The sequence below is a fragment of the Neisseria sp. P0021.S006 genome (assembly GCF_051956895.1).
This window is the reverse complement of record NZ_JBQCWZ010000022.1, coordinates 12,243-36,655: the sequence shown is the minus strand read 5'-3', so window position 1 is coordinate 36,655 and position 24,413 is coordinate 12,243. Positions and strand designations below refer to the sequence as shown.

28 protein-coding genes and 1 pseudogene are annotated in these 24,413 nt (G+C 46.3%); 13 read left to right on the top strand and 16 right to left on the bottom strand.

Going from position 1 to position 24,413, the window contains the following annotated elements; all coding sequences use genetic code 11:
• The 5 genes and pseudogenes from ACTHUM_RS06525 to ACTHUM_RS06505 all read left to right on the top strand — a co-directional run.
• The coding region (locus tag ACTHUM_RS06525; RefSeq protein WP_440361154.1) for an RHS domain-containing protein at nucleotides 1–1,253 on the top strand (1,253 nt) is incomplete at its 5' end.
• A gap of 12 nt (nucleotides 1,254–1,265) precedes the next feature.
• Nucleotides 1,266–1,610, top strand: a pseudogene (locus ACTHUM_RS06520) (RHS repeat-associated core domain-containing protein); the annotation flags it as partial.
• 18 nt (nucleotides 1,611–1,628) lie between these two features.
• The gene (locus ACTHUM_RS06515) at nucleotides 1,629–1,892 is read left to right on the top strand and encodes a hypothetical protein (protein ID WP_141744544.1); all 264 of its coding nucleotides are present in this window, start codon (nucleotides 1,629–1,631) and stop codon (nucleotides 1,890–1,892) included.
• A gap of 5 nt (nucleotides 1,893–1,897) precedes the next feature.
• The gene (locus ACTHUM_RS06510; protein WP_079453688.1) at nucleotides 1,898–2,293 is read left to right on the top strand and encodes a pentapeptide repeat-containing protein; all 396 of its coding nucleotides are present in this window, start codon (nucleotides 1,898–1,900) and stop codon (nucleotides 2,291–2,293) included.
• 459 nt (nucleotides 2,294–2,752) lie between these two features.
• Nucleotides 2,753–3,235 carry a hypothetical protein gene (locus ACTHUM_RS06505; RefSeq protein ID WP_004520529.1) on the top strand — a complete coding sequence of 161 codons (483 nt, stop codon included), beginning with the start codon at nucleotides 2,753–2,755 and terminating at the stop codon, nucleotides 3,233–3,235.
• A gap of 609 nt (nucleotides 3,236–3,844) precedes the next feature.
• Here ACTHUM_RS06505 and ACTHUM_RS06500 read toward each other — a convergent pair.
• Both ACTHUM_RS06500 and ACTHUM_RS06495 read right to left on the bottom strand, forming a co-directional pair.
• Entirely contained in the window at nucleotides 3,845–4,021 is a 177-nt protein-coding gene (locus ACTHUM_RS06500) for a tannase/feruloyl esterase family alpha/beta hydrolase (RefSeq protein ID WP_157749784.1), read from the bottom strand.
• Between the two features lie 162 nt (nucleotides 4,022–4,183).
• A complete protein-coding gene (locus ACTHUM_RS06495) occupies nucleotides 4,184–4,318 on the bottom strand; it encodes a hypothetical protein (RefSeq protein ID WP_004520532.1) in 135 nt (44 codons plus the stop codon).
• Nucleotides 4,319–4,397: 79 nt separating this feature from the next.
• Here ACTHUM_RS06495 and ACTHUM_RS06490 point away from each other — a divergent pair, with 79 nt between their 5' ends.
• Nucleotides 4,398–4,826 carry a LysR family transcriptional regulator gene (locus ACTHUM_RS06490; protein WP_004520533.1) on the top strand — a complete coding sequence of 143 codons (429 nt, stop codon included), beginning with the start codon at nucleotides 4,398–4,400 and terminating at the stop codon, nucleotides 4,824–4,826.
• Nucleotides 4,827–4,900: 74 nt separating this feature from the next.
• Here ACTHUM_RS06490 and ACTHUM_RS06485 read toward each other — a convergent pair whose 3' ends face one another.
• The 4 genes from ACTHUM_RS06485 to ACTHUM_RS06470 form a co-directional block, all read right to left on the bottom strand.
• A complete protein-coding gene (locus ACTHUM_RS06485) occupies nucleotides 4,901–5,941 on the bottom strand; it encodes an LLM class flavin-dependent oxidoreductase (RefSeq protein WP_440361155.1) in 1,041 nt (346 codons plus the stop codon).
• 86 nt (nucleotides 5,942–6,027) lie between these two features.
• Nucleotides 6,028–6,528, bottom strand: coding sequence for an OsmC family protein (locus tag ACTHUM_RS06480; protein WP_440361156.1), 501 nt, complete (start codon nucleotides 6,526–6,528; stop codon nucleotides 6,028–6,030).
• A gap of 78 nt (nucleotides 6,529–6,606) precedes the next feature.
• Nucleotides 6,607–6,879, bottom strand: a complete 273-nt coding sequence (locus tag ACTHUM_RS06475; protein ID WP_004520538.1) for an aldo/keto reductase — start codon at nucleotides 6,877–6,879, stop codon at nucleotides 6,607–6,609.
• Nucleotides 6,879–7,457, bottom strand: coding sequence for an NAD(P)H-dependent oxidoreductase (locus ACTHUM_RS06470; protein WP_039862395.1), 579 nt, complete (start codon nucleotides 7,455–7,457; stop codon nucleotides 6,879–6,881). Before ACTHUM_RS06470 ends, ACTHUM_RS06475 begins: the two co-directional genes overlap by 1 nt.
• 176 nt (nucleotides 7,458–7,633) lie before the next feature.
• Here ACTHUM_RS06470 and ACTHUM_RS06465 point away from each other — a divergent pair, with 176 nt between their 5' ends.
• Entirely contained in the window at nucleotides 7,634–8,524 is an 891-nt protein-coding gene (locus tag ACTHUM_RS06465) for a LysR family transcriptional regulator (RefSeq protein ID WP_049336075.1), read from the top strand.
• A gap of 34 nt (nucleotides 8,525–8,558) precedes the next feature.
• Here the strand turns inward: ACTHUM_RS06465 and ACTHUM_RS06460 are convergent, their stop codons facing one another.
• Nucleotides 8,559–9,464 carry a LysR family transcriptional regulator gene (locus tag ACTHUM_RS06460; protein ID WP_004520542.1) on the bottom strand — a complete coding sequence of 302 codons (906 nt, stop codon included), beginning with the start codon at nucleotides 9,462–9,464 and terminating at the stop codon, nucleotides 8,559–8,561.
• Nucleotides 9,465–9,570: 106 nt separating this feature from the next.
• Between ACTHUM_RS06460 and pptA the strand changes: the two genes are divergently transcribed.
• Genes pptA through ACTHUM_RS06445 form a run of 3 tightly spaced genes read left to right on the top strand, consistent with a single transcriptional unit; the run spans nucleotide 9,571 to nucleotide 11,466 of the window.
• A complete protein-coding gene (gene pptA, locus ACTHUM_RS06455) occupies nucleotides 9,571–9,801 on the top strand; it encodes a tautomerase PptA (protein WP_004520543.1) in 231 nt (76 codons plus the stop codon).
• A gap of 57 nt (nucleotides 9,802–9,858) precedes the next feature.
• Nucleotides 9,859–10,749 (top strand): alpha/beta fold hydrolase, encoded by an 891-nt coding sequence (locus ACTHUM_RS06450; RefSeq protein WP_049336078.1) that lies wholly within the window; start codon nucleotides 9,859–9,861, stop codon nucleotides 10,747–10,749.
• Nucleotides 10,750–10,764: 15 nt separating this feature from the next.
• The gene (locus ACTHUM_RS06445) at nucleotides 10,765–11,466 is read left to right on the top strand and encodes a glutathione S-transferase family protein (RefSeq protein WP_049336080.1); all 702 of its coding nucleotides are present in this window, start codon (nucleotides 10,765–10,767) and stop codon (nucleotides 11,464–11,466) included.
• A 154-nt stretch (nucleotides 11,467–11,620) separates the two neighbouring features.
• Here the strand turns inward: ACTHUM_RS06445 and ACTHUM_RS06440 are convergent, their stop codons facing one another.
• From ACTHUM_RS06440 to ACTHUM_RS06410, 7 genes are all read right to left on the bottom strand, one after another.
• Nucleotides 11,621–12,238, bottom strand: coding sequence for an NAD(P)H-binding protein (locus ACTHUM_RS06440; protein WP_049336082.1), 618 nt, complete (start codon nucleotides 12,236–12,238; stop codon nucleotides 11,621–11,623).
• Nucleotides 12,239–12,330: 92 nt separating this feature from the next.
• On the bottom strand, nucleotides 12,331–14,151 hold the full coding sequence (hutW, locus tag ACTHUM_RS06435; protein ID WP_004520547.1) for a heme anaerobic degradation radical SAM methyltransferase ChuW/HutW: 1,821 nt from the start codon (nucleotides 14,149–14,151) through the stop codon (nucleotides 12,331–12,333).
• 274 nt (nucleotides 14,152–14,425) lie between these two features.
• Nucleotides 14,426–15,151 carry an ABC transporter ATP-binding protein gene (locus ACTHUM_RS06430; protein WP_004520548.1) on the bottom strand — a complete coding sequence of 242 codons (726 nt, stop codon included), beginning with the start codon at nucleotides 15,149–15,151 and terminating at the stop codon, nucleotides 14,426–14,428.
• A 46-nt stretch (nucleotides 15,152–15,197) separates the two neighbouring features.
• Nucleotides 15,198–16,139, bottom strand: coding sequence for a FecCD family ABC transporter permease (locus ACTHUM_RS06425; RefSeq protein ID WP_070625283.1), 942 nt, complete (start codon nucleotides 16,137–16,139; stop codon nucleotides 15,198–15,200).
• A gap of 142 nt (nucleotides 16,140–16,281) precedes the next feature.
• Entirely contained in the window at nucleotides 16,282–17,073 is a 792-nt protein-coding gene (locus ACTHUM_RS06420) for a heme/hemin ABC transporter substrate-binding protein (protein ID WP_004520550.1), read from the bottom strand.
• Nucleotides 17,074–17,145: 72 nt separating this feature from the next.
• Complete coding sequence (locus ACTHUM_RS06415; RefSeq protein ID WP_004520551.1) at nucleotides 17,146–19,344, bottom strand: TonB-dependent hemoglobin/transferrin/lactoferrin family receptor; 2,199 nt, start codon at nucleotides 19,342–19,344, stop codon at nucleotides 17,146–17,148.
• A 160-nt stretch (nucleotides 19,345–19,504) separates the two neighbouring features.
• Nucleotides 19,505–20,158, bottom strand: coding sequence for an IS1595 family transposase (locus ACTHUM_RS06410; RefSeq protein WP_004520552.1), 654 nt, complete (start codon nucleotides 20,156–20,158; stop codon nucleotides 19,505–19,507).
• A 498-nt stretch (nucleotides 20,159–20,656) separates the two neighbouring features.
• Between ACTHUM_RS06410 and ACTHUM_RS06405 the strand changes: the two genes are divergently transcribed.
• Both ACTHUM_RS06405 and ACTHUM_RS06400 read left to right on the top strand, forming a co-directional pair.
• Nucleotides 20,657–22,198, top strand: coding sequence for a PEP/pyruvate-binding domain-containing protein (locus ACTHUM_RS06405; RefSeq protein ID WP_440392569.1), 1,542 nt, complete (start codon nucleotides 20,657–20,659; stop codon nucleotides 22,196–22,198).
• 90 nt (nucleotides 22,199–22,288) lie between these two features.
• Nucleotides 22,289–22,921: a histidine phosphatase family protein gene (locus ACTHUM_RS06400; protein ID WP_039862396.1), complete on the top strand. Its 633-nt coding sequence runs from the start codon at nucleotides 22,289–22,291 to the stop codon at nucleotides 22,919–22,921.
• Between the two features lie 57 nt (nucleotides 22,922–22,978).
• Here ACTHUM_RS06400 and ACTHUM_RS06395 read toward each other — a convergent pair whose 3' ends face one another.
• Nucleotides 22,979–23,557 carry an NAD(P)H-dependent oxidoreductase gene (locus tag ACTHUM_RS06395; RefSeq protein ID WP_004520557.1) on the bottom strand — a complete coding sequence of 193 codons (579 nt, stop codon included), beginning with the start codon at nucleotides 23,555–23,557 and terminating at the stop codon, nucleotides 22,979–22,981.
• Between the two features lie 250 nt (nucleotides 23,558–23,807).
• Nucleotides 23,808–24,155 carry a LysR substrate-binding domain-containing protein gene (locus ACTHUM_RS06390; RefSeq protein ID WP_440361158.1) on the bottom strand — a complete coding sequence of 116 codons (348 nt, stop codon included), beginning with the start codon at nucleotides 24,153–24,155 and terminating at the stop codon, nucleotides 23,808–23,810.
• A gap of 40 nt (nucleotides 24,156–24,195) precedes the next feature.
• On the opposite strand from ACTHUM_RS06390, the gene ACTHUM_RS06385 reads away from it, so the two are divergent.
• The gene (locus ACTHUM_RS06385) at nucleotides 24,196–24,399 is read left to right on the top strand and encodes a hypothetical protein (RefSeq protein ID WP_004520559.1); all 204 of its coding nucleotides are present in this window, start codon (nucleotides 24,196–24,198) and stop codon (nucleotides 24,397–24,399) included.
• Nucleotides 24,400–24,413: the final 14 nt, after the last annotated feature.

The window sequence follows — 24,413 nt, the reverse complement described above, 5'->3', positions numbered from 1 at the left end:
TGGACGGCAACCTCGTCCGCGCCGCCAACAGTCACAGCATTACCTGCTTCGACTACAACGGCAACGGCCAAATCATCGGCCAGCACCAATGGAAAGTACCGGCTAAGGAAGAGAACGCCCGAAACGGATTGCCCGAAACCGACTGGCGCGATGCGCAGTACGATATGCTGTACCTGCCCGTTACCGAAAGCATCCGCTACCACTACGACTTCAACGGCAACCGTACCGCCACCATCCTGCCCGACGGCAGACAGATCAACTACCTGTATTACGGCAGCGGCCACCTACACCAAATCAGCCTCGACGACGAAGTCATCTCCGACATTGAACGCGATAAGCTGTACCGCGAAATCTACCGCACCCAGGGTAAACTCGCCAGCTGTTACGAACTCGACCCCTTAGGCCGTCTGAAAAAACAAATTGCCGCACTCAACGAGCTGACGCAGATCGAAACAGCGAAAAATGCAGTAACATCGGCTTATGCCGTCAAACGCAGCTACGGCTACGACCGCACCGGCAACCTGACCCACAGCACCGACCAACGGACGGGCACGACCCGGTTTGAATACGACAAACTGGGCCAGATTACCAAAGCGGATAGCGAAGTATTCGCCTTCGACCCCGCACACAATATCCTGTCCGACAACAACAGCCCTACCGTCCCCGACAACCGCCTACAAACCTACAACGGCAGCAGCTATTACTACGACGACCTCGGCAACCTGATCCACCGCGAACTGGCCGACGGCGAAGTGCAGAACTACTTCTACGATCTGCACGACCAACTGGTTAAAGCCGAAATCTTTAAAAAAGACGGTACGAAAGAAACTTGGGTGTACAGCTACGACGCCTTGGGCAGAAGGATAGGCAAAGGCTGTTTGAAAAACGAAGAAGTTTCAGAAACATCATTCCAGCATGATTTAAGCGGGAACGACCTCGAAAACCAAACCCGCTTCGTTTGGGACGGCAGCCACCTCTTGCAAGAAATCCACCCGAACGGCAGATATACCTATATCTACACCGATCCCGACAGCTACGAACCCTTGGCACAGGTACACAACCACACCAATGCCGAGGGCGAAAGCCGCCAACAAATCTACTACTTCCACTGCGACCAAATCGGCATCCCAAGAGAGATGACCGATAAGGACGGTAACCTCTTGTGGTTCGACAACTACACCGGCTGGTGCCTTCTGAAAGAGGAAACCAAGGTAACGGATAGCGCATACCAACCATTCCGATTACAGAACTAGTATTGCGACCGTGAAACGGGGTTGTATTACAACTTCTTCAGGTATTATGAGCCTGATGTGGGTCGGTTTGTAAATCAGGATCCGATTGGGTTGGGAGGTGGAAGTAACTTTTATCAATTTTCGACAAATATACAAAATATGATGGATCCTTGGGGATTAAATGCTGTTAGCATATCCAAATGGGCATTGTCTATGATTGTAATTGATACAATGACTCCAGACCCCACTGATGCGGCATTGCCTAAATGGATTGCATATGGGGGCTTGGAGCTGCCGCAACAGGTGTCGTTGCATCATCGGAGAGCGATACATGTACAGGAAAATGCCAAGAAGAAAAAAAACGTAAGAAATGTTTAGATGCAATAGCAGACAACAATGGTTACAGCGAAAACATCTTATCTAACATTACAAAAAAGTGTTTCCATCCCTGCTGCTGCGAGATACACAGCATTGATTGAAAAAGGTAGTATTGCCCCTCCAGTTAAAATGGATGGAAATACTATTGTAGATGGTAACCATAGAATGGTAGCCGGATTATTGTGTAATCAAATACCTGCCAGTACACCAGGAACTGCTCCATTATCTAAACCAAGAATACCTTTGAGAGATATACAACTAGACCCTATAGATTGGTGGTAATAAAAATGATATCAAATGACATTCAAGAATTACTTAAAAATATTACAAAGTCTCTAATTAAAATCGAAACAAAAGAATTAGATGTCTTAATTTCTAGACAGTTAATCCATATGGATAATATTGATTTTCACAGATACGAAATATCCCATAGGGAAATTGGAAGTCTTAAATTTTTTTTCTGTTCATTTCGTGGCGCTTTCATAAGCTATAGTTCCTTTACTAATTGTAATTTTATTAATTGTTCTTTTATTACGGCAATAGTTTGTAATACAAAATTTACTAATTGCACATTTATTAATTGTGTATTCAGATCAATGCATATACAAGATAATTTAATATCTAATTGCTCTTTTCAAAACTGCTATATAGAAGATAATATATTTTCTACAAATGAAATATAATTTATTACAATGTTGAACAAGGCATCCGAGCCGCCTTTTAGGCGGCAACAGCAGTAATTGCCTCTAGAGGCCATAAGGAGTATGTAGCAAACCAGAATCAGAGAAAACTGACCCCTGCTATTGTCCGCCAGGTACTTGTGGAATTGTTTATCTGAGGACACATCCTAAAACTGGCGAAAAATATGTAGGCCGAGCCAAATCCTCAATAAGATATTTTGCCAGGCAAAGAGAACATAATAGAGCATTCAGAGCAACTCACAGGTTTACCTTACTTGGGCAAACTAAATCTGGTCAATGTCTAGACCGATTGGAAGAAGATCACATTAGATTACAAGGCGGTATCAAGAGTCGAGGAGGACCTTTGGCCAATAAACGTCATCAGATGTCTGAACCTCGCTACCGTGCAGCAGGTGGAAAAATTCCCATGCCTTATTGAATTACAGAAAGGAACTTTAAAAAATGGCAAGAAAAAAACAGAAATGGCAGGTAGGCGATTATTTTGGCATTCCCATAGAAGATGATTTTTTAGCTGTTGGACAGATTCTTGGAAAATATGATTGGATAGGTGTAGCCTGCTTAATTACCAAAATGAAAATTTCCTCAAAAAACCTTCCTTTATATGAAGATATAAAAATAGATAAAAACGATATTATTGCTGCTATGTTTATTACTGAAGAATCGTTAGATAAAGGATTCTGGCCAATTATTCAAAAAGGTATAGTAAATAAAAATATACTGAAGCAATATTTTCCTAATATTGACTTAATTGAACAAGGAAATATTATTGGTATTAATACCGAAGGTTCAGCTATTATTGATGGTTTTATTAAAGCTTATTTTAGTCTAGCACCTTGGGATGACTGGCATGACCCCGAATACCTTGATAAACTTCTTATTTCTCCCGACAAAAAACCTGAAAATCTCATCTATAAGAACAAATGATCTATTCCAACTCAAAGCTTGTCCTGAAAGTAAAATGCTTCGTACTATTTGAAAAGCCTTCACGTAGCTTTCCAAATCTCGGTGTTAACGATGGCTTTATTTTGATTTCAGTTTGAGCAAGTTTTTTTTTAGATCGATCGTATTAGTTGTCTCAAGTTACAAGGATGGTTCAGCTTTTTTTGGTATAAACCCTCCGGGTACGACTGAAGCGGAAGCCTTAAGAAAATGTTAAGAACGAAGAAATTTACAATGTCTAAATTCTAATAGACAGGAGGCCGTCTGATATTCAGATGGCCTTTATAAATTAGCTATATGCTATGAGTTGAAGGTACTTAGTATCGTAATAAGTTTTCTACCCTCAACCCTACTACTACTCAATAATTAAGTGGTAGAGTTACAGCCAAATCTCTCTTAAAACCTATTGATTTTATACTAAAAATTGGAGTACTATGAGCACACTCTCTTGAGTACCATTAATTCTCATTTGACATATAGGAACAAAACAGCGGAATTTGTAGAAGAATAGGGAAAAGGAAATTAATTTATATTATGTTAAATTCATAACTCTACGATTTTAGTCTGCTAACTCCTGTTTCTTCAGTAGTACAATTACTTATATAAGCGCAAATCGACGCTGCCATCACAGTGGTTCAAACCTGGAATCGCAAAGAAACGGGAGAACTCTTCTGCGCCTTCGGCGTTATAAAGTAATACGTCATCGACCCTTTGGAAAGCACGATATTGCGTGCGTTTGGCTCGGCGGTTTGTGAATCTGTCAGTTTCCAACCGCGCCAACCTTCTTGGTTGATACCGCTATCGTAGAACCAGCCATTATAAATAGTTCGCCATGGCTATTTTTCGGACCACCGATGTAAAACAAAAAAAAACAGTCCGCAACTTCACTTTAAAGTTGCGGACTGTTTTTTTGTTTGGACTAGATTGAATGAATTAACCCAAGCTAGCTACTTTTTTCAACAACGCATCTGCCGCTAAAATTCCAAGATTATTTGATGCCAGCGGGCTGTCGCCAGTTAGCACATTACGATCTTTGTTTACTTGGCCGGTAATGTCTTCATTCAACACTTTGATGCAGTATAACCCTAGTATTCTGACTTAAAAATTAATAAAATAAGAATAAACTATTCTGAAAAAAGGAATAATAGTGAATAAACTAGAAGCCCTTCGCTATTTTTGCTCCGCTGCCGAAACCTTTAATTTTCGTGAAACCGCCCAGCGGCTCGCCGTTTCGCCTCAAGTCGTCACAAGAATGATCGCCGATCTCGAAGCCTTATTAGGTGAAAGTTTGTTCAAACGTAACACGCGAAACATCAAGCTCACTGAATTTGGCGAACAATTTTTGCCGAAAGCGACGCAATATTTGGCGGAAAGCGAACGGCTATTTGCTAAAAACAATGTAAAAGAAAAAGCAATGCAAGGTGTGGTACACCCTGCCGCCAATGCTTATAACGATGAAATTCTGTTTGAATTATTGACCGCACTTGAGCCCTACTCCGACATTGTGATTGATTGGCGGGTGGGAATTGATAAGCTCAAAAGTGTGGATGACCAAGCGAGTGGTGTGGGTGTATAACAAGTTGAAGGAGATGTTATTGTCGAAAATGGTTTAGGCATAAAACATGGCGAGATGATCTCGCCATGTTTTTATCACGATTGCTTATCCACAATCGATTTTAACATCGTATAAGATTGGGCTTGTTTTTGTTCATCAAAAATATAACTCACCGCCATAATTTCATCAAAATGTACCCGTTCACGCAGTTGCTTGAGTTGAAATTCCACACTTTCAGGACTACCGATAAGCGAACAAGCAGTCATTTGTTCCACTACGGCACGCTCTTGATTGTAAATCGGGATTTCCTCAAAATCGACTGGGCCAAAGTGTGGTTTCTTTTGGGCATGCATTTGGGCTTTCCAAACGTCTTCTTCTGACGCCATCGGTGGTTGTAAATTTTGTTGCGCATTAGTCACTATATTTAAGAAAAATAGTGTTTGTGTCGTCGCGAGTTGTCTCGCTTCGTTATCGGTTTCTGCAACAATCGCGTTCACACCTAAGATGACATAAGGTTCAGCAAGATAGGTAGAAGGTTTGAAGTTTTTGCGGTAAATCTCCACTGCCATTTCCATCATACGTGGCGCAAAGTGTGAAGCAAATGCATAAGGCAAGCCAAGTTCTGCCGCAAGATACGCACTTTCGGTGCTAGATCCTAAAATATAAAATGGTATATTCAAGCCGGCAGAAGGATATGCAGAAACCGGGTTGCAATCTTTAAAGTAACCGCGAAGTTCCGCAATTTCCGCAGGGAAATCCAGACTGTTTCGTCCACGACGAAGTGCTGCAGCCGTTTGCATATCAGTTCCTGGCGCACGCCCTAAACCGAGTTCAACACGGTTTGGATAAAGCGTCTCCAGTGTGCCATATTGCTCGGCCACCACATAAGGCGAATGATTCGGTAACATCACGCCGCCCGAGCCAACGCGCAAGGTCTTCGTATTGGCTAGCGTATGCTGAATTAAAAGTGCGGTCGCTGAACTCACCAAATTTTTCATATTATGATGCTCAGCAATCCAATAGCGCTCAATGCCAATGCACTCCGCGTGTTTTGCAAGATTCACCATCGAATCGACCGCTTGTAAATAAGTTTGCCCTTCACGAACGGGGGCAAGATTGAGAATGGAAAGTTTCATGGTGTTTCTCCTTATTGATTGAGCAAAGTGAAATCCAACATCACTTTCCCAAAACGAAATGAAAACAAGAAAACGTTTTGAGTCGTCTAGATTTTTTCCACAACCACTTTTGCCCGCGCTTTCAGGCTGTTCAACACTGGCGAGCTGGCGGCGGAGCGGTCAGCGAAATTTTGCAGGGTAGGAAGGTCTGCGTCGGCTTTTACTTTTATGGTTAGCACCAGATTATCCAGTCCGCCGTAGCCATCTTCCATGCCGAACAGTTTGGCCATGTCGATACCGCCCCTTGCGGATATTTCAAACTGTTCCAGTTTCACGCCTGCCAATGCTGCTTGCAACTCGAAACCTATGGAGCAGCAGCCTGCCGCAGCGCTGATCAGGTATTCCACCGGATTTGGGGCGGCGTTTTCACCGCCCATGTTTTTCGGTTCGTCTGTGGTAAAGGCAGGGAAGCGGCGCACGGAGATTTCATTCTTCGTGCCGGATACCCAGCGCGAATCGGCGCGTAATACTGCCTTGCCTTTTGCATGGTCGTTTTCAACCGCTGCCATGGTAGTTCGGAAACGTTCGATATCTAACCCGTTAATCATGTTTTGTCCTTTCATATGATGAATTGCAGATGGTTTTTCGCTACACTTACACGCCCATTTTCCACGCGGAGATGCGCTTCAAATTATCCACCGTGTCGTGATTGACGATGGCGGCGAACGTGCTGTCCAGTTTGGCAATTTCAGCTTGTCTTCATCGCTGAGAGCAAAATCAAAGACATTCAGGTTTTCCGCCATACGTTCGGGTTTGGTGGATTTTGCCAATACAATGATGCCACGTTCCACCAGCCAGCGGGTAATCACTTGCGCCACGGATTTGCCATATTTCGTACCAATTAGCGACTGACAAAATGGTGGGCAAAAGCCCACCGCTTCAAGTTGATGTTTTATCATTAACCGAACACTTTTTTCAAATGTGCTTGGTAGTCTGCGAAGTATTGTTCTACTTGTGGATTTTTAACTACATCGTTACATGTAAATGTCGGTAGACGGGTCAAACCGATGAACTCGTTGAGTTTGTGGAAAGGCATGTACACAGCATCCACATCTTTGCCTTCAAAGAAGTCGCCTTCACGGGTGAACGCTTCAATCGGCGCATTCCAAGTAAGCGAAAGCATGTGTTTTTTGCCTTGCAATAAACCACCTGTACCGAAGCCTTCGGTCGGGCTGACACGATGACGGCCATCACTGTGGTAAAGCTTGCCGTGTCCAGCGATAAATACTTCGTCTATGTATTTCTTCACTGTCCAAGGCTCGTGCATCCACCAAACAGGCATCTGCCAAATCACGGCATCCATCCACAAGAATTTTTCGATTTCTGCCTCAACATCATAGCCAGCATCAATCACAGTTTCTTTTACATTGTGTCCAAGTGCGGTCAAAACTTCTTTTGCTTTTTTGTGAAGCGTGTGGTTTAACTCACCATGAGAATGACCGAAAGCTTTACCACCGTTTAATAATAAAATGTTCATTTTTACTCCTAGAATAAATAATTTATAAAAAAAGGATGTGATGTTTACGGATATTGTCTTCTGTTTATTCTCAGAAGTTGAAGTCATTTTATGATTTGTTTTTATTGAGATAAATAGGGTTTATCTTTATAATGTAATGAATTAAATTCACTAATAAAAAAGAGTTTAAAGAGAAAATGCAGAACTTTAACGAACTGAATTATTTTTTAACACTGGCGCAAACGCAGAGTTTTGTGAAAGCGGGGCAACTTTTGGGGATTTCTTCTTCGGCGTTGAGTCATAGCATGAAAAATTTAGAAATGCGGCTAAATTTGCGTCTGTTCAACCGCACTACACGCAATGTATCGCTGACCGAAGCCGGGCAACAGCTTTTCGATCAACTTTTCCCACTTTATCAAGCCATAAACCAAGAAGTCGATGCATTAAATGATTTTTTGAATACGCCATCGGGATTGATTCGCATCAACGCCCCGGCGATGGCAGCGGAAGCCGTGTTGTATCCAAAATTAAAGCCGATTTTGAACCAATACCCGAAAATCCGCTTGGAAATCGTGGTGGACGATCGTTGGGCAGATATTGTGAAAGAAGGATTTGATATGGGCGTTCGGTTAGGTAACAAGGTAGCGAAAGAGATGATTGCCGTACCGATTTCTGCGCCGTTCAAAATGGTATTGGTCGCCTCGCCCGATTATTTGGCGCAATACGGTTCGCTGAAAAATATTGATGATTTGCAGCAGCACCGCCTTATCGGTGCGAAGCTCTCCGCCGAACACGGCACGGAAATTCAATGGGAATTCAAATATAAAAAAAAGCTGATTACGTTCACACCAAAATCGCAGTTTTCTATCAACAATCATCTGCGCCTGCAAGCCGTTTCAGACGGCCTTGGCATCACTTGGCTGCCACATATCATCGCCGCAGACGCACTCCATTCTGGGCAGTTGGTTGAGCTGTTACCCGAGTATGCCATCACTTACGATCCGCTTTACCTCTATTACCCCAGCCGCCGCGGGCATTCCAATGTGTTTAAGTTGATTGTGGATGCGTTAAAAGTAAAAGCCGTCTGAAATTTCAGGCGGCCTTTTTAATAACAAAGTGCGGTCAATTTCCAGCACTTTTTATCAATCCCTTTTCTTCACCAAAACAACGCATTAAGCAATCCAATACGGTGCGTACTTTTGCTGATTGGGTGCGATGTGCGGTGGTGGCATAAAGGGTGCGGGTGGGAAGTGTGTGTTCAGGTAATACAATGCTTAACTGACCATTTTCTATCAAAGGCGCCACATCGCCAGAAAGCAACACCGCCAACCCCATGCCGGCACAGGCATATTCTCGTGCGACCAGTGAAGAATCTGGGCAATCGGTGCGATTTTCGGGCAGCGTTTCCGGTAGCCCTAAACACTTGAATGCGTGTAGCAGGACATTGCTATTGTGATTAAGCCAGTCGGCATTGAGTAAATCTTGCGGCTGGGCAATGGGGTGTTCACGCAAATAGTCTGGTGAAGCGCAAATCAAGGTTTGCCATTGTGCCAACGGGCGCGCGATGCTGTCGGGATCGTCAGGATGTAAAACAACGCGGATAGCGATATCGGTATCGTTTTGCAAATCCACCAAGCGGTTGTTTTCATTGAGTATTAAGCGAATTTTTGGGTAACGATGTCGTAAGGTTTGCACGGTACGTTTCATCGGTTCAACCGCGCTATAACCGGTCGGTAGGCTGATGCGGACTTCACCTTCCGGTTCGGTTTGCAAAATACCCATTTCGCGCTCAACGGCATCGTGCCAGTCGGTTAATTGACGGGCGTATTGCTGCAACTGCCGCCCTTCTGCCGTCGGCGTGAGGCTGCGTGTGGTGCGGTTAAGCAATTTGACGCCGTAATGATTTTCCAGCTTGCGAATGGCTTGACTGATTGCGCTGGCGGTCATGCCCAAATGCGGCGCGGTGGCATTCATACTGCCGTATTGCAGCACGGTGGCAAAAATATAGATAAGTTTGAATTGCTCCATTATAAAGCCTTTCTTAAAACTGTTTATTTAATTTGATAGATTATCAAGTTAATTAAAGTAATATACAATATATTTCATTACAAACAGATGAAGCAAGGAGTACTTTATGCCACATATCAATATCAAATGTTGTCCAAAGAACCTGTCTGAACAGGAATTGCAAGCCTTTGCAGATGATTTAACGGCTTTTGCCAGCGAGCGTCTAAACACGCCTGCAGAATTCATCACTATTGCCTACACTGAAATTCCGGATGATGAATGGAAAGAAAAGGTTTGGGACAAAGAAATTGAGCCAAATGTAGAGAACCTGTTACGTAAACCCGAATATGACATGTAACCTGCGCGTATCATCAAAACCCTAAAAAAACGACCGCACTTTACTCAGGAGAACAGCATGAAAGCATTTAAAAAATTAGGGTTTAGCGTACTTTTCGCCACTCTTGCAACGAGCAGTTTTGCCGGTGAACCGTTGCGCTATTTTGGACAAAATGAAACTGCCTACCATAGCCAAGTGCCTTATGGGAACAATGAAAAAGTTGGTCGTTATGCGACGGCAAGTGATGGGGCGAAAATTTATTTTGAACGCTATGGCAAAGGCTCACCTGTAATTGTTTTGCATGGCGGATTAGTGGGTTCAACAGCTGAAATGGGCGAGTTTATTGACCGTTTAAGCCAAAATCATGAAGTCATCGCCATCAGTACACGCGGTCATGGCAAATCTGAAGTCGGCAGTGTTGCGCCAACTTATGCACAAAAAGCGGCTGATGTGCTTGCCGTATTAAAAGCCGCACAAATTAACGGTAAAGTGGATTTGCTCGGCTTTTCAGACGGCGCTTATACCGCCCTCACCTTTGCTGCCGATTATCCCGAACAGGCAGCCAAAATTATTGCTATCGGTGCCGGCGAATGGAAACGTGGTTTTATTCAAGGCGGGGGAAATAAACGTGCAAGCTATGAACAAATCCGCCAGTTAGATCCAAGTTATTGGGAAATGCAACAAAGCATTCGCCCCAACCTACAACAAACGGCAACGTGGTTTGACAATGCGCAGAAAAATTATGACAACACCCAAGTTGGCAAAGAGACATTTGGTAAGATCCAATCGCCGGTGTTGTTTGTGGTTGGCGAAGACGATGCCAATGCACCCTTGGATACAGTCATCAACGCCTATCGCATGACACAGAATGCCGATTTATCCGTTATCCCTAATGCGCCACATCCGGTATTTGTCTTGAACTTCCCGGCTGTTTGGACTATTGTAGAACCGTATTTGAATAACAAATAATGAAAGGAAAACAAAATGCTTAAATTATTTACTTTACCTGGTGAAGGTAAAATTCGCAGTCCATCACCTTTCGCCTGGAAAACCGAAGCGATGCTGCGTTTATCCGGCTTAGATTTCGAAAAAGAATATGTTGCCGATCTTAGCAAAATGCCTAAAGGCAAAGTTCCGGTATTGCAAGATGGTGAGAAGTTGATCCCTGATAGCTCTCTCATTCAGCGTTATCTAACCGAAACCTACGGCATTGATTTAGATAAACATTTAACGCCTGAACAAAAAGCGATTGCTGAAGCCTTTCGCCGTATGACAGAAGAACATTTATATTGGATGGGCGTATATAACCGTTTCGTCGATCCTCTCGGCAAACCATTTATGATGAAGGCAATGTTTGATGGTATGCCGACCGAACAAGCCGAAGCGATTTTTGCTGTGTTACAGGAAAACGCGAAAAAAGAAATGTACGGACATGGTATCGGAAGACACACGCAATCCGATATTTACGCTTTTGGAAAAGGAGATTTAGACGCCATTAGCAACTACTTAGGCACAAAACGCTACTTTTTCGGCGAAGAATTAACCTCCGTTGATGTGGCCATCGTGCCTGTTGTTGCAAACCTGATTCTTACCCCCATCGACACTGAAATTGCGCTATATGCAAGAACCAAAGCAAATTTAGTCGCCTATATTGAACGTTTCGATCGGGCAGTATTTGGAGAATAAAGCAAGAAATCAAAGGCCGTCTGAAATGTTTCAGACGGCCTTTTATTTATATCTCCCAGTCTTTTCTCAGCAAATCCTTTATTGTTTGATCGGCTGCTAATCAATTACCTACTCCAACTTTAACAATGGAAAGTGGGCAATCTATTCAATCCGGTTATGCCGCACCAACGCTATACGTTTCGCCCTTGCTGTCCGCTTGGCCAACAATGGCAGCAACGGCAGCGGCCAAGCCGTTGCGTGTCATGTATTTTTGCGGAATTTCTTGGGCATTTTGTGTCAAGGTATAGGCATTATCTTCGCCATCGGCAAGGCCGCAGGGGCGCAAGATAGTCCAATTCAAACCGCTTTGTTTGAGATAGATTTCGGCTTCTGTTTTGGCACGGACGGCTTCACCTAGTGCCTGTTTGAACGGCTCGCTCATCATGTCCCATTGTTCACCGCAGCCCATGCTGGTAATCAGTACAAAGCGGGCTTGCGGATTGGCGGCTTTCGTGGCGGCAATAATGTTGATATTGCCCAGCGCATCGCTGCGGATACCCTCTTCGTTTTTGCCGCCGACAAAACTGATCACGGTATCAGGATGGTATTGTGCCAACGCTTTATCGAGCGCGTCGGCATCAAGCGCATCGGCGACAACGGTTTGAATATTGTGTTCGACAAAAAAACTGTCTTCAGACGGCTTTCTTAATACGGCGACGGTATCGGCTGAGTCAGTCAATGTGCGGATATAGGCGCGGCCGGACGGGCCGTTGGCTCCGAAGATGAGTTGCATGTTTGGGGCTCCTTTGTATGGTAGATGTTTATTGTTAGAAAATCCGCTCCTCTACGCGGCAAGGAACGGATTTTCAGGCCGTCTGAAACCGTTTAAGCGGCATCAAACAGTTTTCGCATGGCTTCGATTTGATGTTGTTTCAACTCGCCTGCTTCATCGCGGCCGACGAAAATTTTAAACATGGCGCCGCCGTTGCGGTTGATAAAGTTGAGCGAGCAAGTGGCTTTACCCATAAACGGGCGTTCCAAAAGGTAGATGGAGGCGCAGTTTTCATAGTAGATGTGGCCGTGTACGCCGCCGTCGGTTTCGGGATGGTCAAAGTTGTAGAAGCCGCGGCCGACTTTGCCGTTAGGCAGTTTGCCGCTGACTTCGACGATGGCATCGGGGGTGTGGGCGATGAAGGTAACGGATTCATTCCATGCGGCAACGGCTTGGAGAATTTCGACTATGCGGCTGCCTTCGGTTTGGCGCACGTTCTCTTCAGGCAGGCAGCGGATAACGTCTTCAAAACTGCATTGGTTTTGCGCGGCCAGCATTTCCAGTACTTGGCCGGGATTTTTTTCCAATGATTGACGCAACATGGTTTGTTGTTCGGCTGAAAGTTTTTGCATGGTTTGATCCTTTTCTTGAGTTGGAAGAGTGAGCATGAGTTTGCGGATAAGGGTGGGCGACCAATAACGGCCACTGGTATTCAAACGGATAATGCCGTCTGAATCAGGTTCTTTAAAAAGCTGCATTTCCTGCCATTGGGCAATCAGCTTTTGCGCTGCTTTGTTGCCGTCAAACAATAATGGATTCAGACGGCCTGTTTCAATATCGTGCTGAACTTTGCTGAGCAGTGCTTTATTTGGACTATGGCCGCTCATAAACGCGATGTTTTTCTCGCCTTTCGGCGTAGCAAGATAACTCTCCAAATCGCCCTGCACCTGATAGCTGAAACCGCCGAAGTTACCCCCTGCGCCGGAGCCGAACGCCAAACAGGGAATGTCAGATTTGATCAGGGTATTGTAGCGGTTGCGCTCGCCGCGGCCGGGATAGGCGAAGTGGCTGTTGCTGACATGTTCCCAGCCTTTTTCCAGCAGTGTTTCAACCGTGTAGGCATATTGGTCTGCCTGAATATCGAAACCCGGCGGTGTCGGAAATGCGCCTTTTTCAATCATGCGGTTGATGGGCAGCATGGGATAAAGGTTGAACGCATACGTATCCAAACCGGACAGCGGCAGCTCGGCGGCGCGGGCGATATCGTTTTGCCAAACTTCATCGGTTTGATTGGGTAGGCCGAACATCAAATCAGCGACAATCACGGCATCGAGTTCGCACAATTTTGCCAAATATTCAAACGCCTCGTCGCCGCTGTGTTTGCGACCGAGACGGCGGCGGATGGCGGTATTGAAGGTTTGCACGCCGATGGAAATACGGTTGGCCCCTGCTTCGAGACAAGCCTGTGCTTTTTCCAAATCGAAATGGCTCATGCGCCCTTCGATGGTGAACTCGCAGTCTTCGGCAAGCGGTAGATATTGGTAGCAGGCACAAATCAGGCGGACAAGGTCCTCCGTAAGCAACGCGGTCGGCGTACCACCCCCGAAATAAACGGCTCGGATTTTGCCCTTGCCTGTACGGACTTCAGCTTCAGCGGCCATTTCTTCGATAATTTTGTCGGTGTACACGCTGCTTTGGCTATCCTTCCACGCATTACGGTAGAAGCCGCAAAAAACGCAATGGTTGGCGCAAAATGGAATATGCAGATAAGCAAGCGCGTCCACATCGGTGGCATGGGGAAGCTTTTTCTTCCAAATGTTCTGCCATTGGGGACGCGGCATTGGAACGCCGCCCCAAACCGGCATCAATGCCTGACGTTCGGGAAATGCCTTGGGCGCGGATTGTTTCGGAGTCCAAACAAGCTGCTGTACCATGATAATGATTAATAAAAATTATTAATAAGATTGATATATTAAATAACCATCATCGTTTTCTTGTCAATAATTTTGAGTAATTAAAAATCAGTATTATTTTAAAATATTGTATTCTATAAATAATTAAATGTATTTCTATTTGATGGAAATCGGCATTTTACTTGTGAAATGTGTAAAATTTGGTTCTTCAAGTCGGGAACATCCTCCCATCTCGTTTGATTTTTGAACGATAAAATAAATTTTCTTTATCGTTTTTTAGACGGCCTGTTGGCGCTCAGCTTCTGAAATAAAACCCTGCTTCATCTTCGCAACGGCGTATCTGCCAACCGTAAACCGATTCAAGCAAGTCGGGGCGCATCACTTCGCCCACCTTGCCTGATGCAATGACTTTTCCCTTATTCATCAAGATAATATGTTCCGCATAACGCGCGGCGAGGTTTAAATCGTGCAATACCATTATTGATGAGGCACGGCTTGAATGCCCGACCAAATACTGCATCAGGCGGTGTTGGTGGCGGATATCGAGATGGTTGCACGGTTCGTCCAAAAGCAAGACCGGCGCATTTTGCAACAGGGCGCGGATGATGTTGGCGCGTTGCTGTTCGCCGCCTGAGAGCTTGCCGATACGCTTATCCGCCAATGCTGTCAAATCAAAATAATCGAGCAACTCGTCCGACCATTCATGGTTCAGACGGCCTTTTTGTACGAATGACGCCAACGCAATGTATTCGCGTACGGTCATCGGCATATTGTAACGGCCATGCTGCCCGACCCATGCCACCCTGCCCGCACGGATTTGCGGCGCAATGGCCTCACCGAAAAGAGTGATTTTCCCCTGCCCTGTTTGCCCGATTAAGGCACGCAGTAAAGTAGATTTACCCGCACCATTCGGGCCGATAATGACGGTCATGCCCGAAGGTATATCCAGTTGATCGATTTCAAGCAGGGTTTTGTCTTGGACGCGGACGGAAAGATTACGGATTTGAAATAAGGTATGCATGGCAAAAGATATGGTGCAATGAAGTTTCAGACGGCCTGTTTAGGCATCAACGGCTTTTCAAAGGCTTGATAAACAAATACATAAAAAATGGTCCGCCCAATAAGGCAATCACGATACCAACCGGCAGATCGACAGGGTATGTTAGCCAGCGCGCCGCGCCGTCCACCACCATCAAAAATACTGCGCCCAACCAAGCCGACAGCGTAATCAGTTTGCGGCGACTGCCGCCGACGGTTTGCGCCAGCACATTGGGGATCATCATGCCGAGAAAACCGATGATGCCCGAAAGCGATACCGCCGCCCCCGTCATCAATGCCGCGCCGATTACGGTTTGCACACGCAATGCCCCGACCGACACCCCCATACTGGCAGCCGTGTCTTCGCCCGTCATCAAAACGTCCAGCCGCCTGCCTGCCGACAGCAAAATCAGAAAACCGGGCAACATGACCGCGATTGCCGCGACAGGCGATGAGAAACCGGCTTCGGCAAGGCTGCCCGACAGCCATGTGGTCGCGCTGCGCAATACCAAATCGTCAGATAAAAACAAAATCATACTGACCACCGCGCCCGAAAACGCGCTCAACACAAACCCCAACACCAGCAATCCCAAAGTACCGCCGCCGAGCAGTTTATGCACCGCCAAAATCAGCAGGCACACACCCAATGCACCGAGAAAAGCCGCGCCCGGCACACCCATCTCGCCACCGCCCAAAGCCAATAACACAATTACGCCCAAGGCCGCCCCACCCGACGTCCCGATTAAACTCGGATCGGCCAGCGGGTTCTCAAATAAAGCCTGTAATGCCGCCCCCGAAGCGGACAAACCGGCTCCAACCAAAAGCGCGGTATAGATGCGTGGTAAACGAATTTGGCGGACGGTTTCATCCATCGCCAACGGCGACTCCCACGCGCCAAAGCCGATGCCGCAGCACAAATAAACGGCGGCGGCAGTAAGCAGCAGGCAGAGGGTAAGGATATGCGGTTTCATGACATCATGCGGTTTAAGCGGATTGAGGGACGGTTTCAGACGGCATTTTTAAGACAACCGTTTTGCTTCCTACTCAACAAGAAGGAACAAATCGAGGCCGTCTGAAAACAAAAATCGGGCAGAGTTTTCAAAACAGGTGCGTTTATTTCGCCAAACCATGCAAACGCTGAATCACTTGTGGCGTATCCAGACCATAACGGAACATATCGTTGGCCTTCCACAAATAAATCTTGCCGTTTTTCGCGGCAGGCGAGCCGGCGATTTCGGGGCGTGCGGCAAAGGTTTTGACGTTGCCTATCATAGCGGTGTTGTGGTCGGCAATAATGATGATATCGGGTTTGGCCGCAATCCATGCCTCACGCGTCATCGGTTTGAGACCGTCAATGGCGGCTGCGGCATTGATACCGCCGGCGCGGCGGATGATTTCGTCGGCGGCAGTGTTTTTGCCCGATACGATGCGCCCGTCGTAGCTGAAGAGGTAGCGTTTGCCGCTGGAAGGCTGTTGTTTCATATCCGCCTGCCACTTACCGGCCAACTTATCCGCCTGCGCGCTTTTACCGATAAGCTGACCGATGTTGCGGATACTTTGCGGATAGGCGGCGATGCTGTCATCGGGCGCAACATTGACGGCTTTAATGCCTGCTTTTTGCAGGTGGGTAAAAATATCGGCAGGCTGCGCCATCCATGAACCGATGGCGATGTCGGGTTTGGCGGCCACAATCGGTTCAACCGTCAGGCGGCGATGAATGCCGATACTGGGCTTGTTTTTCAATGCCGGATTTTGAACGGTCTGATCGCGGCCGACGATTTCGTCCAATGCGCCGAGCGCGGCAACGATGTCTGCCGTATCGGGGGTCAACACGACGATGCGTTGCGCGTGTGCAGTGCCGGTCAACGAAATAAGTGCGGAAAGCAGAAGGAGTTTGAGTTTCATTTATTTTCCTTGTCGAATGCTTTCAGACGGCCTGCTCGCTTTCTCAGGCCGTCTGAAAACGGTTAAATCACATTAGAACTTCAGTTGTACGGTTGCGGCGAAATTGCGGCCGGTTTCGGTGTACAAATCCATCACGCTTGAGCGGCTCATGCCGGCGACGTCTGCGTGTTGCCAGTATTTTTTGTTGCCGATATTGTAAATGTTCGCGCCGATTTCGACGTTTTTAGACGGCTTGTACCACGCTCCGACATCCCATACGCCGTAGCCCGGCGCTTGGAAAATGCTGTCGCTGCTGACGCGGCTGTGTTTTTTCGACCAGCGCAGTTTGGTATCGCCCCCCCATTTTTCTTGCGCGTAGTCCACGCCCAAAACGCCGTTGAGCGGGTAGGCGGAATCCAGCGGCGTGCCGTCTTGCTGCTTGCCACGCATCCAAGCGATGCTGCCGGAGACTTGCCAGCCCGGCAGGAATTTGTAGGCGGCAGAGGCTTCGGCACCGTAGGTTTTGACGTGATCAAGGTTTTGATATTGGTACTGGATAATCGGGCGACCGCCTATGGAGGCAGTGCCGACTTCGGTGCGGTCGATGAAGTTTCGATAACGGTTGTAGAACGCGGTAACTTGCGCACGGGTGCGTTCGTTTTTGAACTTCATCCCCAATTCAAAGCTGTTGGAGCGTTCGGATTTGAGGTTGGCATTGGGAATGACGGCATAGCCGTAGGTCGTATTGGCAAACGCCATGGTCGCACTGTCAAACGGCGGCGTACGGAAGCCTTGGGAATAAGTGGCAAAACTGGTGAACTGCTCACCCATCGGTACACTCAGGCGCAGGCTGGGTGTAAACGCGGAATCGCTAAAGCGCGTCGCCGTTCCGCTGGGGTTGGCGTTGAGATAGGCTTGATCGGTCGAAGTGTTCAGCTTGTCTTTTTCGTAACGCAAGGCCGGTGTCAGGACGATGCCGTTGCCGAAAGTCAGGCTGTCTTGTGCGTAAACGCTGAACGTTTTGCGCTTGCTGTCGGGGAAAGTTTTATTCGGATAGGTGCTGCCTGCATAAACTTTGCTGACGGCACCGGTCAGATTGTCCACTGTCAGGCTGTCGCGCGGACGGGCGGTCTCGGTGTGTTTGTATTCGGCGCCGGCAACGACGGTTTGTTTGACCGCGCCGTCAAATTCCCATACGCTGCGTCCGTTCAGCCCGCGTATGGTCTGATTGAAACCGTAGTCGGAATAACGGGTCGAGTTACCTAATTGGCGCGTGCCCATACGCGTAATGCTCGCATCGACGGCATCGTCTTCCGTACGCAGTTTTTGCTGATAGGCAGTCAGGTTGGCTTCTTTCAGACGGCCTTCGCCAGTGTAGCGGTAGCCTGCTTCGATACGTTGACGGCGGATACGGTCGCGGGCGTTGCTCTCAGATGTTGCGATGGTTACCGGCCCGCGCGATTGCGAACCCAAGCCGTTTGCCAATACGGTATCGTTGGCGTGGTAATACTGTTCGTACAAAGTTTCCAAGCGGTGGCGTTCGTTGCCGATATTGCCTTTCGCCAAGATATTATAGGCATTGTTTTTCTGAGGGTTGGTGGCAGTACGCGCAGTCGAGTAGCTGGTATCGCTGCCCATGTTTTCGGTTTCATGACCTTGACGGCGCGTCAGCATCAGCAGACCTTCGGCGTTTTCATGGAAACCTGCCACAGTCGCCGTCACGCCATGGCTGCGGTCACGGCCGCGGTAGCTGTGTTTTAAACCGAAATACCCGCGTTTGCCCGCATCGACAAAATCGCTCGGTGAGAGCGTCACCATGTTCACCACGCCGCCAAGCGCATCACTACCGTACAGCGCGGAATAAGGGCCTTTGACAATATCGACCTGCTTGAGCGTGTCGCTTTCGACCATATCGCGTCCCGAAATCGCGCCGTTGGAACCGCCGCCTGCATAAGATTCGGGAATGCGTACGCCGTCCACCATCATCAGAATGCGGTTGCCGTCTATGCCTCGGATATTGATACCCGCATGACCGCGGCGATTGTTGTCTGACGGCACGCTGACGCCGAATTCATACATCACGATATCGTCTAAATTCTGTGCCGAGGCTTGATTCAAGGTTTTGCGTCCGATAACCGACACATTCGGCGCCGCTTTATCCAAGGTTTGCGCATTACGGTCGGCCGTAACCACCACAGGCTCTATTTCTGCCTGAGCCACCGGCATCTGAGCCGCATATAACTGTCCGGAAAAAACCGCCCCTATTACACAGGCAATCGCTTTCTTTTTCATTACACAACCTTATTATTTGAATAAAAATGGTTTGCATTTATAAAATAAATAGGCGATTTTTGCAAGTTTAGAAACCACAAGATAGCACTAAAACCACTTCAAAAACGCAAAATATAGTATGACGTAGCTGGATAAATAATGGGGCTGACGTAGATTAGCCCTAAATTCCACACCAATCCCGCAGAATTTTAAGCTGTTGAGACGGTGTGCCGAAGTTAAACTGAAATTCGCATTCTTTCAAGAACAGCGGGAAGGATTTGCGATCAATTCCGTTGTATTTACGCAAGACGCGTTTTGCCTGATTCCAAAAATTCTCAATGTCGTTAATGTGGTTCTGACGGTCTGCAAATTCCTTGGAATGGTTGATACGGTAATGGATAAAACCGCTTACGTCCAGCTTGTCATAGCTGCTCAGGCTATCCGTGTAAACAATGCTGTCCGGCATGATTTTCTGTTTGATAACAGGCATCAAAGTATCAGATTTGGCATTATCTACGACAACGGTATAGACCCGTCCGTTGCGTTTCAGGATGCCAAAGACAACTACTTTTCCTGCTGCGCCGCGACCACGTCTGCCTTTACGCCTTCCGCCGAAATAACTTTCGTCCAGCTCAACAGAGCTCTCAAAAACCTCATCGGCAACCAAGGCCAGATAATGGCTGATAACCATACGAATTTTGCGGTAGAACAGAATAGCGGAGTTGGGCTGAATGCCCAAAATATCGGCAGCGGAACGGGCGGTAACTTGGAGTACAAAAAATTCAAGTAGTTTCTTTTGAACTCTCTTGCTTAATTTACAATTGGTTATCTGCATTTTCGTAGCCTAGCATAACCGCTAATCTACGTCAGCCCCTAGATTTTTACCATAGGTATATTTCTTTTCATCTGATTTAGATAACCGATAACATCATGAAGCCTGCTTTTTACCTCCCAATATTGTTTTTACTTTCAGCGTGCCGTCCTGAAGCTGAGACAGCCGACATGGCTGCACCAACGGCGCGTAAGCCTTCTTAATTACGAGTCTGAAAAGCGTCAAACTGTAGCCACCCCAGTTAAAACACAAATTCCTGCATTATCTGCAATCAAAAACCAAGCTGATTTTGACTTACTGTCGCGTATTTATGAGCAAGGTAGTGAATATGAAATTCCTCATATCCTTTTCCTCATCGATCGTGAAAATAATAACCGTACAGACTACATCAATACTCCCAAATTTCGGCTGCATGAGCACTATCTGGCTACCATCTTGAAACCCATGCTGTCAAAAACTGAATTGAATCAACAATACCGTAGTCCTAACCGGCGTTATCTGTTGGGTACTATCAGTTGGCAGAATAGTACTCAAGAATATGTTTATGAGTTTTGGGAAGGAGACAAAATCACACCTGAATTGTTGAAATTGGCGGCAGGCCGTCTGAAAGACAGTTTCTACGCTCCGTTGCGTTATAAAACCAATTCTTTATGGCAGGAAACCGTTGCCGAGCAAAGCAAAGTTCCTTTTATTACCCAAGAAAGTTTGATTAAAAATTTCCCCTACCTGCCTCTAAACCAAGGTAAAGCGATAGGTACATTACGCGTTATTGTCAAAGAAGATGATCTTCATAATGTTGGCGCCGACGATATTATTATTTTGAAAGAGGTTCCCCTAGAGCTGCCACCTGTGGCAGGGATTATCAGCGAGAAACCATCTACTGCACTATCGCATGTGAATGTATTGGCACGCGGCTGGGGGATTCCCAATATTTACCTTAAAGACGCAGAAAAAATCCTAACCCCATATATTGGCCGTCGTATCGAATTTGAAGCGACTGCTAAGCAATACCGAATTGTCCAAACCAACCGGAACACTACCAGTAAAAGCTTTTCAGACGGCCTTACCCTGCCCCAACCTGATGTTTCCGATTATGGCCTTAGGGCTTTGTCAAACCTGCGCCGTGATGACAGCCGTTACTGCGGCAGTAAGGCTGCCAACCTCGGTCATATCCGCGCCCATATTAAAGGTAGTAATGTACCTGACGGATTCTGCATTCCGTTTGCCTATTATCAAGCCATGATGGATAGGCTGGGTATTAATGCAACAACACTGGCCCAAATCGAAACACAAAGTGATGGAGACAACCGCAAGCGCCGTACTGCTTTACTCACGCTGCAGAAAAAAATTACCGATGCCGAAATCCCGTCGGAATGGAAACATAAATGGGCTGAGCAATGGCGCAATCAATTAAACAGCAAAGGCGTGTTTGTCCGCAGCTCCTCTAATTCCGAAGACCTACCCAATTTCAGCGGCGCAGGGCTGTACACCACCGTGCCAAATGTTACCGATGAAAACGCGTTGGCCGAAGCAGTGAAGCAATCTTGGGCTTCTGTTTTCAATTACAGTGCATACGAAGCCCGCCGTATTGCCGGATTGCCTCACGATAGCGTGAAAATGAGTGTCTTTGTGCAACAAAGCATCAATGCAGATCTCTCCGGCGTGTTGGTTACCATCAATCCTTATGATATTGCTCAGAAAAATAGCGCCTACATTGCCGCCAAACGCGGGTTGGGTATTCGTGTCGTTGAAGGCAAACGGGTAGCCGAACAGGTGGTCTATAACCGTCGCAATGATTCTGTACAACGTCTCAGCTCCTCTAATGAAACCACAGCGTTGCAACTGGATAAAAATGGTGGAGTACGGGAGGTGCCTGTAACCAGTGGCAATGTGATGAATCAAGAACAAATCCGTCGCCTTGACCAAACCGGCCAACAAATCAAACAGCTATTTGCCAATGGCGAGCAGGATATCGAATGGGCGTTTGACAATGGTAAGCTTGTTATCCTCCAAGCACGACCGTATCTAAACGGTACACGTTAAAGTAAAAGGCCGTTTGAAATTATCGTTTCAGACGGCCTTTGCATCATAAGTTAGTTATACCCTATACTTCCAGATCTCCAAGGAACTATGATGTCAAAACAACTCACTTTTTATTTTATTCGCCATGGCCGTACCCAATGGAACGAACAAGAGCTTTTGCAGGGATCAGGCAATTCACCACTGACCGAACAAGGAATTACAGGAGCTCAGAAAACCGGGGCGGCGCTACAACAAGTAGAATTTACCGCTGCTTATTCCAGCATTTTACAACGTGCCATTGATACGGCTGGCCATATTATCGGTCAGCGTCCTATTCCTCTTTTTCAGCACTGTGGACTAAATGAGCAATCTTTTGGAAGTTGGGAAGGTATGCAGATCACTGACCTACGGAAGTTAACCGAATTTAAACAACTGACCAATGACCCGGCAGCTTATAAAGCATTAAGCAATGGTGGCGAAACCTTTGAACAATTAGCAGTACGTGCAATGGACGCCCTTTGCGATATCATTAAAGTACATCAATCGGGAGCCAATATTTTAGTGGTATCACATGGCCATACCTTGCGGCTTTTATTATCCTTACTAGGCGGAGCGACTTGGGAAAACCATCGTGATGAGGGTAAATCCGTGTCATTGTTAAATACTTCGATCAGTATTGTGAAATACGATAGTGAAAGCGGTTTTCATATTGAGCAACTTAACGATGTGGCTCATTTACAATGATCACAACTATTCATCAATAATAAAAAAGGTGGGCATTTTTACCCACCTTTTTTGCCATTAGCCGAATACTTTTTCCAAGTATGCTTGATAGTCTACTAAATATTGTTCTACTTGTGGATTTTTAATCACATCGTTACATACGAATGTTGGCAGACGGGTCAAACCGATGAACTCATTGAGTTTGTGGAAGTGCATGTATAAAGCATCCACACCTTTACCTTCGAAGAAGTCGCCTTCGCGAGTAAAGGCTTCAATCGGGGCATTCCAAGTAAGCGAGAGCATGTGTTTTTTACCTTGCAACAAACCACCTGTGCCGTAGCCTTCAGTCGGATTGACACGATGGCGACCATCACTATGGTAAAGCTTGCCGTGTCCGGCGGTTAATACTTCGTCTATGTATTTTTTCACTGTCCAAGGTTCGTGCATCCACCAGCCCGGCATCTGCCAAATCACGGCATCCATCCATAAGAATTTTTCGATTTCTGCTTCAACATCATAGCCGGCATCAATCACGGTTTCTTGTATATTGTGTCCAAGTACGGTCAAAACTTCTTTCGCTTTTTTATGAAGCGTGTGGTTTAACTCACCATGCGAATGTCCGAAATTTTTACCACCGTCTAGTAATAAAATATTCATCTTTTGCTCCTACAACAAATAATTCTGAAAAATGAGAGCTTCAATTATGCCTTTTTACTGCATCTTTTAAAAGTACATTGGCTTGCACGCTTTTACAGACCATAAAGGGAAATTTATCATACCTATCATTAGCATTCATTATCTTCCTTCAACCAAATAAGCCTTTTCAATCAGCTCTCTAACCCAGCGATACGCAGGATCTTTATGTGTCCGTTCGTGCCAAATCAATGTTTTGGTAAAACCTTGAATTTCAAGGGGGGGGCTCAAAGCGTTTGAGATTGGGCAAGTTGCTAATTAAACGTTCAGTCAGGACTACCAATAAATCGCTTTGTTCTAGTAATTCAGGCAAAACAATAAAGTTTTGTACCGATAGACTGACATTTCTTTGTAGCCCCATCGCTTTCAGGGCTTGGTCAATAACACCGCTGAAGTTACCGCCATGATAGGAAATCAAGGCTTGTTCTAACTGGCAAAATTGCTCAAGGGTAAGTTCTGTTTGTTGGGCTATTGGGTGATCGTGGCGAACGGCACAAATATAGCGTTCATCATACAGATTTTTTGCATGAATATCCGGTGCTTGGAAGTCTAGTGTAACCACCGCAAAGTCAATTTACTGCTGTTCAAGCTGATTTTGTACGATGCTTTCGTTAATCGCCAGCACCACCACTTTAATTTTCGGCGCTTGGATTTTAGAAAGCCTGCCTAACAACCGCGTGCGTGTATTAACCGAAGAAAGCCAAATCGGCAAACTCGCCAAAGGCTTGGCAGTAACTGTGCCAAATCCAATGGTAAACGGCCATCAAGCATGGTTAGACGGTTTAACAAAAGCCGCGAAAAAATAAAGCAGCCTGCACTT